17 protein-coding genes and 4 pseudogenes are annotated in these 14519 nt (G+C 33.3%); 2 read left to right on the top strand and 19 right to left on the bottom strand.

Going from position 1 to position 14519, the window contains the following annotated elements; translation table 11 throughout:
- Positions 1–194 precede the first annotated feature (194 nt).
- A pseudogene (locus tag H539_RS32965) lies at positions 195–356 on the bottom strand (IS1595 family transposase); the annotation flags it as partial.
- Between H539_RS32965 and H539_RS31160 the strand changes: the two are divergent.
- Positions 324–1003, top strand: a pseudogene (locus tag H539_RS31160) (tyrosine-type recombinase/integrase). The pseudogenes H539_RS32965 and H539_RS31160 overlap by 33 nt on opposite strands.
- A gap of 154 nt (positions 1004–1157) precedes the next feature.
- Here H539_RS31160 and H539_RS33210 read toward each other — a convergent pair.
- The 8 genes and pseudogenes from H539_RS33210 to H539_RS32960 all read right to left on the bottom strand — a co-directional run.
- Entirely contained in the window at positions 1158–1283 is a 126-nt protein-coding gene (locus H539_RS33210) for a hypothetical protein (protein ID WP_281171469.1), read from the bottom strand.
- A gap of 323 nt (positions 1284–1606) precedes the next feature.
- Positions 1607–2071: a DUF4279 domain-containing protein gene (locus H539_RS0124415; protein ID WP_026695694.1), complete on the bottom strand. Its 465-nt coding sequence runs from the start codon at positions 2069–2071 to the stop codon at positions 1607–1609.
- A 192-nt stretch (positions 2072–2263) separates the two neighbouring features.
- Complete coding sequence (locus tag H539_RS0124410; protein WP_026695693.1) at positions 2264–2551, bottom strand: barstar family protein; 288 nt, start codon at positions 2549–2551, stop codon at positions 2264–2266.
- Between the two features lie 204 nt (positions 2552–2755).
- Positions 2756–3229, bottom strand: coding sequence for a GNAT family N-acetyltransferase (locus H539_RS0124405; protein ID WP_026695692.1), 474 nt, complete (start codon positions 3227–3229; stop codon positions 2756–2758).
- A 721-nt stretch (positions 3230–3950) separates the two neighbouring features.
- The gene (locus H539_RS0124395) at positions 3951–4406 is read right to left on the bottom strand and encodes a hypothetical protein (protein WP_051348783.1); all 456 of its coding nucleotides are present in this window, start codon (positions 4404–4406) and stop codon (positions 3951–3953) included.
- A 349-nt stretch (positions 4407–4755) separates the two neighbouring features.
- Positions 4756–4926, bottom strand: a complete 171-nt coding sequence (locus tag H539_RS31825) for a hypothetical protein (RefSeq protein ID WP_155890243.1) — start codon at positions 4924–4926, stop codon at positions 4756–4758.
- A gap of 211 nt (positions 4927–5137) precedes the next feature.
- Entirely contained in the window at positions 5138–5413 is a 276-nt protein-coding gene (locus H539_RS0124390) for a hypothetical protein (protein ID WP_026695689.1), read from the bottom strand.
- A gap of 232 nt (positions 5414–5645) precedes the next feature.
- Positions 5646–5873, bottom strand: a pseudogene (locus H539_RS32960) (NUDIX domain-containing protein); the annotation flags it as partial.
- A 695-nt stretch (positions 5874–6568) separates the two neighbouring features.
- On the opposite strand from H539_RS32960, the gene H539_RS0124380 reads away from it, so the two are divergent.
- Complete coding sequence (locus tag H539_RS0124380; protein ID WP_026695688.1) at positions 6569–8266, top strand: hypothetical protein; 1698 nt, start codon at positions 6569–6571, stop codon at positions 8264–8266.
- Between the two features lie 126 nt (positions 8267–8392).
- On the opposite strand, the gene H539_RS0124375 is transcribed toward H539_RS0124380, so the two are convergent.
- From H539_RS0124375 to H539_RS0124325, 10 genes and pseudogenes are all read right to left on the bottom strand, one after another.
- Complete coding sequence (locus H539_RS0124375; protein ID WP_155890242.1) at positions 8393–8857, bottom strand: hypothetical protein; 465 nt, start codon at positions 8855–8857, stop codon at positions 8393–8395.
- Between the two features lie 145 nt (positions 8858–9002).
- Positions 9003–9296 (bottom strand): antibiotic biosynthesis monooxygenase family protein, encoded by a 294-nt coding sequence (locus H539_RS0124370; RefSeq protein WP_026695686.1) that lies wholly within the window; start codon positions 9294–9296, stop codon positions 9003–9005.
- Between the two features lie 123 nt (positions 9297–9419).
- Positions 9420–9587 (bottom strand): hypothetical protein, encoded by a 168-nt coding sequence (locus H539_RS32490; RefSeq protein WP_169816045.1) that lies wholly within the window; start codon positions 9585–9587, stop codon positions 9420–9422.
- Positions 9588–9627: 40 nt separating this feature from the next.
- Entirely contained in the window at positions 9628–10263 is a 636-nt protein-coding gene (locus H539_RS0124360; protein WP_026695685.1) for a chloramphenicol phosphotransferase CPT family protein, read from the bottom strand.
- A gap of 157 nt (positions 10264–10420) precedes the next feature.
- Positions 10421–10903: a hypothetical protein gene (locus H539_RS0124355; protein ID WP_026695684.1), complete on the bottom strand. Its 483-nt coding sequence runs from the start codon at positions 10901–10903 to the stop codon at positions 10421–10423.
- Between the two features lie 155 nt (positions 10904–11058).
- Complete coding sequence (locus tag H539_RS0124350; RefSeq protein WP_026695683.1) at positions 11059–11556, bottom strand: kinase; 498 nt, start codon at positions 11554–11556, stop codon at positions 11059–11061.
- Between the two features lie 157 nt (positions 11557–11713).
- The gene (locus H539_RS30400; RefSeq protein WP_026695682.1) at positions 11714–12607 is read right to left on the bottom strand and encodes a hypothetical protein; all 894 of its coding nucleotides are present in this window, start codon (positions 12605–12607) and stop codon (positions 11714–11716) included.
- 299 nt (positions 12608–12906) lie between these two features.
- The gene (locus tag H539_RS0124340; protein ID WP_026695681.1) at positions 12907–13185 is read right to left on the bottom strand and encodes a hypothetical protein; all 279 of its coding nucleotides are present in this window, start codon (positions 13183–13185) and stop codon (positions 12907–12909) included.
- 291 nt (positions 13186–13476) lie between these two features.
- Positions 13477–13805 (bottom strand): annotated as a pseudogene (locus H539_RS29665) (HIT domain-containing protein).
- 136 nt (positions 13806–13941) lie between these two features.
- Entirely contained in the window at positions 13942–14397 is a 456-nt protein-coding gene (locus tag H539_RS0124325) for a GNAT family N-acetyltransferase (RefSeq protein ID WP_026695680.1), read from the bottom strand.
- Positions 14398–14519 lie beyond the last annotated feature (122 nt).

Below are 14519 nucleotides of genomic sequence, written 5' to 3'. Positions count from 1 at the left end.
GTCTACTCCCGTTTTCATTTGAATAAGAATCATTAATGCAATCTTCAACTTTACTCCATTTCTTCTTTGGTGTTGAATATATACCACTGGAAATCAAAACTATCATCAAGACTTTCCCAATAACTTTTGACTTTATTGGAATCCCCAATAATTAAACGTCAATAAACATTAAAAGAGGCGGAAGCGCTTCTTTTTTATGCAATTTTTAACCTTTCAACTGTTAGATAATTGGATTTTTTGCACGCCGAAAATAGCATTTGCTCCACTTGTTTTTCAATGGATAAAGATTTGTCTATTTCAAGTCACCGGGACCAGTAGAGGTAATTATCAAGGTACTTGGTTGCCACACCACAGAAGATTTAAAACAATACCTTGTAAGTACTGGGGAACATTTAAAGCCGGCTAGCCTTGCACACCGTATACGTTACATAAAATCCTAACTTAGGTGGGCATATGAAGAAGGCTATCTGAATATCAACCCGGCCGCAAAAATAAAAGAGCCTAAATTGGGTCAGGGAATACCGAAATTTCTTACTGATCAGGAGATTGAATTACTAAGAGAGGTTTGTTATTCCCCAATCGAAAATGCATTGTTTGAATTTATGTTTTCGACGGGGTGCAGGATTGGTGAAGTTGCAATGCTCAACAAAGAAAACATAGATTGGTTCAGCAGATCATCGATAGTCAGAGGGAAAGGTGATAAAGAACGCGAAGTTTATTTCAATACTCGCAGTGACATTTGGTTAAAGCGTTACCTGGATCAACGGCAGGATCAAGATTCAGCTCTATTTGTCACAGAACGCTGTCCTCATAGGATGAGTACAGCCCAGAAAATATTTACCCTCACCAATTCCGCCATAGTTATGCCACTCATTTATTAAATAATGGGGCCCCTCTTGAAGTTATTCAGACGTTACTCGGACACGAAAAAAGTGAAACAACCAGAGTCTACGCCCATCTTAGCGGGAAAATAAGGAAAGATTTCTACAATAAATACTTCTAACGAAGGCTGCTTCAGCAGCCTCCATTATTAAACTAACGCACCCGTTTGTTGAATAAGAAAATGCCGCCTTTAAGATGGCGGCACCAGAAAATTAATTAAAAATATTTAAAATAACTATTAGCAATAATGTAATACATAAGAAGGCAATCATAAATTAGCCAATAAATCTTATTGGTTTAGGTAACCTTTTTAGATCGGTTTTAACAATCTCTGAAGCATTTCCTTCTATTTTGTTAAAGTGGTCAATTACATCATTAAAAGGTTTGTTCTCCTCCTTCATACACTCACCCCTTTTACTAAATTAACATATAGATTAACTATATGTTTTTTAAATTAAGCTAACCTGCCCCTCTTTGTTCAATAAGGACTTCAACAAAAAAGGAGGTTAATCCTGCTGGGATCAACGTACCCGTTTGTTTAATAACGAATTCTAAAAAAGCGATTGATCCCTTCCCTGTACTAACAGACCTTACAAGTGATCAAACTATATAAACCTTCTTTTAGTTCTCTAAAGCATCGTTTAATAACTCAAATATAGCACCCATTAGTTTAAGTACATTCTTTCACAATCAGTTGCTATCTGTATCAAAAATCTTTATTTTATCAGCTTGTTACTTCATATTCATCGGGGTAGATATACATATCAAAGTTAATGGTTGTATCTGTCAAATAACAAAATTCTATTATTTCCTCATTAAAACTGATTAGAGGTTTTTCATCTCCATAAATACTTTGCACAACCATAATTACATAATTTACATCGTATTGTTCCTTAATGGCCTTTAATATTGAGATTTTGTGTTTCAAATTTCTAATTGTGTCCAATACTTGTGCTTTGACATCTAATCTTTCAATATCAGATTTTTCCGCAACCCAAGAGGAAAATAAATATTCCTTTCCATTCCTTCTTTTATCTCCCTTTTTCCAGCAACTAAACGGCTGTATACCTAGTACCTTCGTTATATTGTCCGGATTAAAAAAACCTCTTTCATTTGAAACTAAACCTCTGCTACCGATTTGCCCATTACTCTCTATTCCAAAGTATATGTAAGTATGTGTTTTATCCATCTCTTACTTCCCTTCCAATACCATTAAGTAACCAGGATAAATTCCTTTTCTGCTTTCTAACAACTTTAATTCAACAAAATAATGCATTAATCCTTTCTGGTATTATGCCATCACTTAATGTACTGACCTGCCCGTTAGCAAAATAAAAAAAGAGCTGCCATCGCAGCCCCTGTTCTTCTAGTAAAATACCCATTACATAAATAGATATTCACATTGCGAATTAGGGTAATACTCATTATATTCAATGAGACATTCTTTCATAATACTTGCATCTCTTGGAAGAGTCTTCTCTAGCTGAGCCCATCCAATAAGAGTTAGTTTTTCCGGCATATCTATAGGTCCGGTAATAGCATCCCAAAAGGCATCCCAATTTTCACCGTAAAAATTAGGGAACGCTAATTTTTCTTTAAGTACCAATTGCAAATCATACGCTGTTTTTATATTTGTTACATCAACAGTTAATTCGTTTTCACAATTCAATTTTCCACCCTCCAAGCAGAGTATTATTATTAATATTACTCTTTGCTGGATTACCTTTCTAGCAGTATTAATAATAGACAAATCGTTAGTCTTTTATTGGCTTTTACTGTTTCGTCGAATCCTATAATTAACATAACGAAAAGGGCCGCCTCAGCAGCCCCTTCTTCTTAAACTAACGCACCCGTTAGCATAACAAGAAAATTATTATTTTATTTTTTTTGACATTTTAAAATTAGCTAATTTAACCCCCTTTTTTTCCACAGTTTGTGAACAAACAATTTTGTAACCTAGATGTTCAAAAAATGGCTTAGCTGTAATACTTGCTTCGGTATCAATTTCTAAAAGATTTAATTTCTTTGCATTAGATTCAAGCATATCAACTAAAGCTTTGGCTATACCTTGTCCTTGATAATCTTTATGAACAAATAGTCTATCTAAGTACCCACTATGTGTTAAATCGCTAAAACCAACAACTTTATCATTAACTTTAGCTACAAATGTTATATTTCTACTCAATGATTCCTTCCAAGATTTCATTTTAGATTCTTTTTCATCTCTTGGTGCCCAAGCATCCAACTGTGCTTGGGAATAATCTTTTGAATTTACAGAATGAACTGTTTCATAAAACAAAGAAACAATCTCTTCGGTATCAGTGTCCTTAAACTTTATAATCTTCACTATCTGTTATGCCTCCCCTTATTAGATAAGCATCCTAATAAAATTTCCACTCCAACTTCATCTTACATTGTCCTGCCCGTTAGTTAGACAAGTTCTGTTTTCGTAAATATTGTTGTTTTAGAATTTAAATGGGGACAAATCACTTCTCTGTTAAAATGCAAATGATACAAATTTTAAATTTATAATTAATGGGGATAAGATAAGTTTTGTTGAAAGTTGGGCTCTATCTACAAATACTTTGGTATTTAATGTTCTTTACAAATATACTTGGATTTATAGGTTCAAAAAGTGAAATATTGCAAGACATAGTTTGGTTAGGAATTCCTGCTTACGGGTTAATCATCACCATTGTTTATCTACTAAAAAGGAAATTCGAGAATATTGTATGATTGTAATATTTCTGTCTCTATCAATAATTTTCTTGTGGTTCCTAATTTCTTTCATTGGCAAAATGTAAGTTGAATGTGAATATGAAAAAACTTGACCTCTTTTGAGGTCTTTTATTATGCACTTCTCAACATCTCAACAGTTATCAAACTTGACTTTTGACACGCCAAAATAAGCATTTGTTCTACTTGAAAGCAACAATTTATGCGAAAACAGCCTTCTTTTTATAATATCTTATTGTTTCATCATCAACTATCCTGCTTTAGTTAAACAACAAAAAAACTGCCTAAGCAGCTGAGTGATAACTAACGCACCCGTTAGTTAAACAAGGGTGCTAAGTAATTTGAAAATCTTTTGGTGCCCATACTGCTATTTCATTGCCTGGAACAGCTACAATTAACCATTCGTGACCGCCATAACCTTCTCCATCTCCAGCTTGCCAACATTCAAAATTTTTATCATATCCGTTTACAAATAGTACTTTGCCAGACTTAAAAGTTATAAACAAGTGGGGAGATGTGTCACCTAAAGAAATATCAACAATTTCTTCTCTCCGAATTTCTAAGATTCGCTTTATGGATTCTTCTTCATCCAATTCATCCATTTTTTCATTGTATTTCGGTAGATTGCCTGAATTCTTTGGAAGGATAATAAATTTGTTCACCTCGATATTTAACCACATAAGATCAGGCTCTTGGTTTTTGTAATGGAGAAAGTATAGAAAAGTACATCCTGGACCAGCACCAAATTTAATACCATCTAACTGGCTTCCAATAAATACTTTTTTCAAAGCAGCTTCAGCAAAACGTTTGTCCGATGATTTGATAAAAACTCCTCCAATATCCTGTTAATTGACATTTTTTAAACTACCTACTCAGTTACTTGAAGAATGAAAGAACATTCCTTTTCTTCCAGAAGCACACTTGTTAATTAAATAAGAAAATTATATTTTGGTACATTAATAGCTTTTTTAATGCCTCGGCTAACTGTCCAGGAACAATTTTCTTTCCTAATGGAATAACTTTTTCCTCTATAACGACATATCCACGCCGTGGAATTTTTTGATAAGGTTTAACATCATATCCATCTTTCTTATTCCACTCAAATTCAATTAGCTTCAGGTTTTTGGTTGCCTTTCCTTAGCCGTTTATTCCCAACACTCTTTCAATAGTTGACTGTTTGCTGTCTACATCGGGTTCTATTGAGTGGCATAATTCCATAGAACCTAATAATGTTTCTTCCAATTCAAGTTCATTGTAGGGATAATTAACCTTGGCAATTACATCAATTTCCCTATTTAATCCTTCCAATTTTTTAGATTCACCACAAGAAATAATAATCAAATCATTGTGGGGATTACAATAAATTAATACAATCCCATAATTGAAAGACTGTTAGAAAATTAGTTCTGCATTATATATCAATTGAGTTTTCTTCAACTAATCTGCACCGTTTATTTATTTAAGAATTCAACAAAAAAGGCAGCTAATCCTTCTTCGAATAACGCACCCGTTAGTTCAATCAATAAAAATATATAACACTTAACAATTCAATTAAAATCACTAAGAAAAAAGCTATACCAAATCCAATTAGTTGTTTTTTAGTTGCCTTTTTTAATGTATAACGTTCAAATAATGTTAAAGAAAATCCAATAAGTACGTAAATATTAGCAATCCCAATATAAATGTTGTCAGGACCGTAATACCAAGGAGAAACTAAGTATATGACTCCTGCTAATATCCATAAAACTAATGCTGGAAAAAATAAAGGTTTTATTCTGTTTCTAAAAAGTCCCATTATAAAATCGCCTCTCTAAAATGACCTCCACCCAAAAATCTTACTCAAATAGTTCAATAAAAATGTCATTTTTCCTTCTTTCACTAACCTGCCCCTTTGTTAAACAACACAAAAAAGGCTACTGAAGCAGCCATAACGTTTTTTAACAAACGCACCCGTTAGTTTAAGTACAATTCTCACAATGTTTGCTTTTTAATGCATTCTCAATTTTTAGATGTTGGGAAATATTTAAGATTTCCTTTGCTTTTAACCCCGTTTCTTCAAAAAGCTCACGTTCAGCGGTTTGTTCTAAACTTTCACCCATTTCCATTGCTCCACCGGGCAGACCCCATTCCTTTGTGTCAGAACGGCGTTGAAATAAAATCTCTTTTTTTTCATTCATAACAATAATAGTAGAACCAACCAATATTAATGGTCTATTTCCGATTAGTCCTCTAATTTCCTTTATGTAGTCAGCCACTTTCCCAACTCCTATTTCCTGCCTTGATCTATCCCATAACTGATGTAAGTACGATAGCTACTCTTAGAGTTTCATATAAACCACCGACTCCATTTAACTGGATGTCCTGTTTAGACAAAAAAACCTATCATAATAAAAAAGTGGTTTGTTCTGTTAGAATATAGGATATTAACTTATAAATTGGCTACAAGGATGAGTAGCTACAGATCACATCTCTGGTTACCCATTCTACCAACCAGCATCTAACTTAGGTGCTGGTTATTATTTTCCAAACACTTACTTTGTACTTAAACAAACGCACCCGTTAGTTGAATAAGAGCCAATACCTTTTGAGTTCAATCCCCTCCGACAAATATTTTTTTATGGCTGGATTGATGATTTCATAAGACTTTGGTACTGACCTTGATTATTTTCGTTAATAAACATCTTGTATTTTTCCAAATCATTAGATTAACCCAATAAGTGCCCGTCCTTCATAGGTTGCATCTGACAGTTCCGAAAATCAAATATCCTTTGTACCGTTGCGAGGCGGGTATTACTGTTTGATATTTCTTAACTATATCCTAATGTAGTAAAATATAAAAAAGTACATTAAATGTAGTTTAACCCACTACTTATTATCCAAATGGAACATAAACATTTAGGATGAATTCATAAACAGAAAAGTTTCACATTTTTAAAACAAGGTGGAATATATGTCATACGAATCTAAGATCAAGCAAATAATTAAAGATACGCAGAGTAAAGTTCCTGATAAGCGTCACAAAACTTTAGACTCTTTGAATCAATTAAAAGATAACGAAGAAATAGGTCTGGATTTTGGTATTTTTGAAGATATTATAAAAGCTGCTTCATTCCACTTTGAGTCCACTAATGAAGAGTGGGATGACCCGAGTTTCCAGCTTATTGATTTCGTCAGTGATTACCAAACACCTGAAGTATCAGATGCAATTGCTCGTTATTATCAAGGTTTTAGTCGTGAAGCAAAAATCCGGGCGTTGTATTATTTATGTTCATTCGAGGAAGAAAACAATCTATCAGCTATTATGGACATTTTTGAAAAAAACTTGCCCTCTAAGAATGCAGTTATCGTAACGGAGCCTTTATACGATCATCCTCGATGGATTCAAAGGATCGTAGAGAAATTTTACATATATCTCTCAGACGAAACGTATAAATATCAGTTTTACGACCTGCTATTGTATTGTTATGAGAACGAATTAATACAAAATTTTCACCCGGATTATGTATATCCGCTATTGCTTGAGGATTACGAAAAATGTAAAGAGAAATATAAATCTTATCACGATTCTTACAGCCTTAAAAAGGTCTATATTGATTGGAAAGAAAATTATATAGACCTCCGTTTAGAAATTGAGTACGTATTAATGAATATGGCCTACCATTATAACGAAAAGGTTCAAGAAGTATTTGATGAAGTTCTTACATTTAAGGATCCGATATTACAAACCAGAGCTTTTATTTCAACGATGGAATTCAAAGGAGTTTGGGATAAGAACCTTCTCAACGATCTATCAAAAAATATTGAATCCACTCAACTTATTTATTATGGGCTGCACCGATTACGTAAAACTCATTTATTCTTGGCCGATGAGAATAAACAACCTTACTTTGCTCGTTCTTACCTATTTCATTATTTAATGGAATACGATGAGTATCAAGGAGTCCCATTCGAGGTGAAAATTGAAGATCATCTAGATATCGAAAATCATTACGGGCAGCCAATCCGGTACTATCTCGCCTCATTTATAGGAGTAGATGAGAAAACATATTATGGTTGGGTCGGGGCCTTCCCGCTTGAGGTTAAGGACAGTATAGATATATGGGAAGGAACCTATACAGAATTAGAAGAATTCGTACCTTCCAAGATAGAGGAATATAAAAACAAATTTATGAAAAAGAGAGAAATAAATAAAGAACAGCTCCAAAGTGAAGTGTATTACGAAGACACGCCTGTTTTTAATAAAGGATGGTTTGCAACCTATTTAGTTCTAGCTGCAATTTGGTCCGTTCATTTTATTTCCTCTATCTCATATGGATTAATACCTGTCTCTGCTATAACGGCTTATGTCCTGTTTGTAACAATACGTTGGATTATAGAGAGAAAATCTTATATAAAAATTCAAGGAAGCAACTTGCATATTCAGTACAAATCACAGGTCAAAAATATTGAGTTGCATCAGATTAAAAAAGTCTCTCTACGTAAAAATGGCCGAAAACGCATTGCGGAAATATATGATAAAAATAATCATTTGTTAATTTCGTTTCCTACCAGGGTATTTGATTATGATACATTCATTGAGTGTGTTGAAGAACTTACTGACCATCTTAAAGAGCCGCCGTTTCTTGAAAGTGAAAAATATGAACAATGATCCCTATAAAATAAAAGCTATGTTAAATAATATTGTTGATAAATGACCATAAAAATAAGGACCTGATTTGGGGTCCTTTGTTTTAAATCCATATTGTTGATTAGCACCCGTTAGCTCAATAAAAACCTACCAAATTTCATAATAAATACCTTGGTTATTATGATTAGGTTCATCATATTCTTCTCTAAGTGAATTTTCTCGCTTTTTCATATAAGTTACATAGCGGCTTAAACTCTCAATAAATCCATTTATATCGCCCTTTAGAATTTCGTAATAAGTATAATCCCATTGTTCAATATAGTAGTCTTCTATTTCTTCCAGTTTGCTTTTACCCGCCTCGCTTAAAAGCACTATATATTTATCCTGAACCTGATTTACAATCTTAATTGAAAGGGTACACCAATAAGCCTCCATCACTGAACTATCAGTAATATGGAAGGGACTTATTACTAAATCGTCAATATAGTTAAGACGCTTAATAATACTAGATAGAAGGTTAATTTCTTCTAGAGTGAAATACAAACTATTATCACGACAATGTCCTCCAGCCAACTTATCCAGCTCAGCAGAACACTGTTTGCCAAAATCCATACTCATTTCCTCCAAACTAAAAGTTCCAATTTTGATTTTAGCATCTTCTTGTTCGATTATATTACCCTGTAAGTGGAACAACAAAAAGGCTACCATTGCAGACAAGCTTGTTAAACTAACGCACCCGTTAGTTCAAGAACAACTATTAAAGTTTAACCTTTTCAAAATGTTCAACTGTTGGAAATGGGTCATAAAAATTATGTAATTTCTTTTTCCATTCTTGATACTCGTTGGATTGTCTAAATCCAATTGTATGGTCTTCTAATGTTTCCCACTGCACTAGTAGTAAATATTTTCCCTCAATTTCCATACAACGCTGTAACTCGTGATATATGTACCCTTTCATTGAAGAAATAATTTCTGATGCTTCACGAAATGCTTCTTCATATTTTCCTTCCATACCTTCCTTAACTTGTAGCATAACAGCTTCCAATATCATTTAATTTCCACCTTTTTTATTGACTTTTTGTTGAACTATACTGACCCGTTAGCTGAAGAACAAAAATGCTGCCATAGCAGCCTCCTTCTTTAACTAACGCACCCGGTAGTGGAATAAGAATTTTTAATCTCTCCCAGTATTTAATTCATTTAACAACTTACTTATATATCCAACGATGTACTCCCTTTGAGTTTTTTCTTCAATATCATCGTTCTCAACAAGGTCTTCAATAGCTTTATTAACGATGTTCCATAATGGAGTATTTTCAAATTGCTTATATGGATGAGACATCTTATGTACCTCCTACACTCAAGCACCCCTAATAATGAAATCAGTTTGTCTCTTCGTTTATCATATCTGCAAGACGCTTAAAAGCTGTATTTATGGGATTCGCTTCTAATTTTTTTCGAATCAAATTTGCACATTCTTCAGGATTTAGAACCGATGTATCAATCTCCAGATCATAGATACCGGGCAAATGAACGGACTTCTGCCACAACATAATGGGTTTTGGTACAGACCCATCTTCAGCGTAGCTATTATTCCAAGTCGCAATTCGTCGATCCATTACAACATTTATGGGACATCGGATACCTACAAATAACACGGGAAAGTCCTTCAAAATACGGACACACTTATAAAGAATTCCCCTCCTAGTTGAATAGTTATCGTGATGTCCAATATCAACTACAACGTTCAATCCTAATCGACTGTGTGCTGCTATAGATTCATACATAGCCTGATACAAGGTAACGATTAATGGCTCTAAATCAGGGCGTTCGCCTCCAGGTCTTAATCCAATACCAGGTTGGTAACGTTGAGGTGTCATTCGAATAAAGTTATCAACACCTAAATTCATCCAAACTCCATCAAACGTATTTTGTACAATAGTTGCTATACTTGATTTTCCTGACCGAGGAGTTCCGTTTAGAATCACTATCTTACCTAATGGATTTCTATTTAGCAATTCTGTCTCCTCCTATTACTATAACTTTTTTATTATACTAACCTGCCAGTTAGTGGACCAAGGAAAAGGGCTCCCGCAGCAATCCAATATTCAACTCTTGCACCCTTTAGTTGGAGTACATTTTTTCATAATTTTGTTTTAGTGCTTATCAATACTGTTAGTTATATGGTGAATTAAATTCTTCAACGAATAGTCCACTCCTTTCTACACTTACACGGGCTTTAGGACAATCTTTTATAGCTCCTATATACATATAGTAGTCGTACCCAAAAAGAACAAAATATTCTTTTTTGTAGCTTAATTTACACCAAATAGCATCACGTAAAGTTAGCTTTACTAACTCCTTTATTTCTTGTTTAGATACCCCTTTACCTACCCACATTTTGGACATAAATTCAGAGGCTTTTTGTTTCTCCACTTCATTGGAATTAAGCTCCAAGGCATTTAAATATATCTTATTAAAATTCATTTCATTCATAAAAGAAAAAATCGCATTTATATAGCGTTTTTCAGTTTTTAAATACACTTCTTCACTAACCTTACTACCTATATCTGAATAAGAAGTCCATTCATAATTTTTATAGGAACCATTAATATCCCTATTTAAAGGGTTATATTTCGTTATTCTCCACGAATACAAATAGATATTCCCCCTATTTATTTTTACTAAAAATGAGTTTATTCACTACTTATTAATTTATTTCTTACCTGCCTATTATTTAAAAAAAAATGCTGCCTAAGCAGCCATATGTTCTTCAACTAAAGCACCCGATAGTTGAAGAAAAACACGTAAAATTACTTTTTCAGTTGATTTATAATCAGTTTCAATACATCATTCTGTGACATATTATTAGTCAATATAGTTTCTCCATTTACGCCAAGATAATCTTTTGGATTCCACCAGACACGTAAAGAATCTTCTCCGAATTCCATCTTTTTCGAACTAGAGTTATGACGTATGACTGTTTCCTCAAATGATAAATCAAAATAATAAGTAAATGTCTCTTGGTTATAGAACTGAATTAAGTTATTTAACATTTCACCGTAACGACTTTTATACAAAATTCCTTCCACAATAACAAATTCACATCTATCTTTACCATATTCTGCAATTTGACGTATCAAATCAATTGAAAGGTTCCCTTCACTATCGTGAACCTTCAACATATCACGGCGAACGACATCCTGAGAAACCAAGAGTGTTCCGTGCCCAAAATGATTTTGAAGACTATTCGCAGTCGTTGTTTTTCCACTCCCCGAGTTTCCTCGAATGATTATTAGCTTAGATTCCATATTCTGCTCCCAATTTATATTGTATCGGTAGTATTTCTATATCGCCTTGAATATTCCTCTTAATGTTACACGGCCCTTTGTAAAACAAATAAGCTACAGAAGCGGCACATTGATCTTCCACTAACGCACCCTTTAGTTAAACACGGAAGCAATTACCTTAGTGATTAACTTGTGCTCGATAGATCTTTTTTTCGTAATGGTTCCATTCCTCATTCAATTCCCTCCAGGTTATAATCTTCCAAGGATTAAAGAAGGTTTGGCCGTTTTTATTAAATAAAAGGTTATTTCCAATGTAATATGACGAGTGTTGAATTACACCATCTTCATTAACCCAAGTAATAACATCCCCGTTTTTAATTTCATCATTTACTAAGGAATAGTTAGCTCTTTCTAAACCTTCTTTAAATGTTGCCGGATGTATCCATTCATTGATCATCCATTCTTGTTTCGTTATAGCAAACAAAGTAGCAGCCAAACAGTTACTACCCGAAACTATAGAAAAGTTATTAGCATATTTCCTGATATGTTCAGGAATTCGAATCGGTATATCGCAGCAGGTCCAACTATCCCATAAACGAGCATATGCTTTTATTGCATTTACTTTTATACTGTAGGGCAACTCGTTCCAAATATCGTATTGTAAAACAACAACCTCTTTACCTTCGTCTACAAAAATGTGATCTTGAGGTATTGATGAATTAGAGAAGAATGATAAAGGAAAAATTAAGCCCCTGCCGATACTTATTTGATTGTGTAAGATCTTTCTCTTTTTTTGTTTTTCGAGGTTCTTTATCCAACTAGGAGGTGCAACAATAACATATTGAGTTTTACTTGCGATATTCCAATATGTATAGCTATTCAAAAGTTCAATTTGTCTATAAGATGGGTGGTTAAAGAATTCTTTTTTTGGAATTACCAAAACTTCATTTAGTTCATCCTTTATCTTACTCAACTCTACCTTATCTAAGAAAAACAAATCTTTCTCTGGTACAAATCTTTCTACCCACCGCTCAAGTTGCTCATTTGTAGGTGTTATATCAACAGTTTGCATTACTACACCTCATTTCTTTTGTATAACTTATGTTATTTGTTTTGATTATTTACGGCCTTAGACGACTTATTATTTAACTATTTGGAAATTTAGTGCAAATTAATTTTATCATAAATGATTGATGAGCTTTGTTAAAATGCAGAACTTAGAAAGTACTTCTTTTTGATAAGGATTCTATTGGTCACTCAAATTATTTTCTTTATAAAAAAAGGCTGCCACAGCAGCCCTTACTAACGCACCCGTATGGTTAAGTATATTTCTTCACAAACTTTCGTTATTACAGAAATGGTGTCTTTAGTTTATGCTTTCGACTTTAATTGTGTATCGAGTAAAATTAATAACTTTTGTTGGGCTCTTTCATCACGAATAATTTTATTTACACGGTTGGTGTTTTGTAAATAAGCTCGGATATTCCTATTGGTAATAAACAATTTATAATATCTATTGTCATCGTATATCTGTCTAAACCAATCCTGTTGTTTCAACAATTCAATATTTTTATCAATTTTTCTTGTATCCAAGGCTCCTGTACTAACACCTACCAAGCTGGATAAAAAGCCCGATAAAAAATCACACATAAGTAAATCCCGTCCTTATTATTCCTAATTATTTGACCAGTTTACTACACTATCCAGCCAATTATAAAGGCTTCCAATTTGAATCCTTTTCGTCATTCTCATTAGGCTTTCTAACAAACTCAGTACACCTTTCTTCGAAGGCTCCGAACACAAATTTTCCTCCAAAATTCAGGTTTGTATTTTTTAATTTTATTATATCATTCGTTATTGAACTAACCTGCACCGTTAGTTCAATAAGAAAAAAAGGCTTGACTCCTTCTTGAAGTAAAGCACCCGTTAGTTGAACAATCATTATTTTAAGGGATTTCCTGAAACGATATGCCAATGGAGGTGTTTCGAGTCCTGATAATTACCTAAATTAGTAATAACTCTACAACCCCATTTTCATTAGTCACTATAGCAGCAACTTTTTTAATTACTCTAAGAAGTTCAAGCAATAATTCGTTGTCATCCTCTTCCAACGTAATTAAAGAAGAGATATGTTTCTTTGGTATTGCTACAATATGAACTGGATAAAAAGGTCTTGTATGATAATAGGCTAATACATTTTCTGTCTCCATCACTTTATTGACTTGTGTTTTACCACTTAACACCTCTTCACAGTAAAAATCTTCGGTCATAATACCCCCTCAAACATATGGATTTTCCTCATTTATATCCAATATTTATTTTATTCCCTTATTCATCAATCCTGCCCCTTTAGTGGAATAAAGCCAACAGATCTTAAACTAACGCACCCGTTAGCTTAATAACACGTTAGCCTTTAAATTTCATAAAGTGACTTGAATTCGGATAAAGATTTTCCTTTAAAAATCCTAAAGAAGTATAAAATTTATCAGCCTGTTCCGTATCTGTATGAAGTACCAAAATTTTATAATATCTTTTTGCTTCGTAAATTATTTTTTTCACCAAAAGGCTTCCTATACCGTTTCTCCTATATTCTTTACTAACATAAAACCTTCTCAGCCTACCAATAAATAGTTCATTTGAAAATGGGTCTTTATTTAATCCACCAATAGCAACAAGGACACCTTCTTCATTAAATACTCCAAATAAACCTTCTCCAGAATGATTAAAAGTATTACTGCCATTTGTATAATCATTTACTAATCTTTCTACAAAACGAAAACCATCTTCTTTACTTTGCATTACTAAACTATCCAAATCATAATTCAACAGATTATATATTTTCTTTACCTCATATTCCCCCATATGTATCCCCCTGCGAATTAGTATTCTTGTTTTAAATTATTCTGCCCCTTTAATGAAACAACAAAAAGCTACCTAAGCAGCCAAGTAATCTTCAACTCCCTCAGTTTAATTCGATTTTCTTC

Source organism: Peribacillus kribbensis DSM 17871 (assembly GCF_000430765.1).
GTDB classification, from domain to species: Bacteria; Bacillota; Bacilli; order Bacillales; family DSM-1321; genus Paraperibacillus; species Paraperibacillus kribbensis.
Note: the sequence above shows the minus strand (reverse complement) of the source record. Positions and strands in the feature narration are given on the sequence as shown.

Coding starts and splice junctions, on each gene's coding strand:
- H539_RS33210 (WP_281171469.1), bottom strand. CDS start 1,283: ATGAAGGAGGAGAACAAACCTTTTAATGATGTAATTGACCACTTTAAC.
- H539_RS0124415 (WP_026695694.1), bottom strand. CDS start 2,071: ATGGATAAAACACATACTTACATATACTTTGGAATAGAGAGTAATGGG.
- H539_RS0124390 (WP_026695689.1), bottom strand. CDS start 5,413: ATGGGACTTTTTAGAAACAGAATAAAACCTTTATTTTTTCCAGCATTA.
- H539_RS0124380 (WP_026695688.1), top strand. CDS start 6,569: ATGTCATACGAATCTAAGATCAAGCAAATAATTAAAGATACGCAGAGT.
- H539_RS0124375 (WP_155890242.1), bottom strand. CDS start 8,857: ATGGATTTTGGCAAACAGTGTTCTGCTGAGCTGGATAAGTTGGCTGGA.
- H539_RS0124370 (WP_026695686.1), bottom strand. CDS start 9,296: ATGATATTGGAAGCTGTTATGCTACAAGTTAAGGAAGGTATGGAAGGA.
- H539_RS32490 (WP_169816045.1), bottom strand. CDS start 9,587: ATGTCTCATCCATATAAGCAATTTGAAAATACTCCATTATGGAACATC.
- H539_RS0124350 (WP_026695683.1), bottom strand. CDS start 11,556: ATGGAATCTAAGCTAATAATCATTCGAGGAAACTCGGGGAGTGGAAAA.
- H539_RS30400 (WP_026695682.1), bottom strand. CDS start 12,607: ATGCAAACTGTTGATATAACACCTACAAATGAGCAACTTGAGCGGTGG.
- H539_RS0124340 (WP_026695681.1), bottom strand. CDS start 13,185: ATGTGTGATTTTTTATCGGGCTTTTTATCCAGCTTGGTAGGTGTTAGT.
- H539_RS0124325 (WP_026695680.1), bottom strand. CDS start 14,397: ATGGGGGAATATGAGGTAAAGAAAATATATAATCTGTTGAATTATGAT.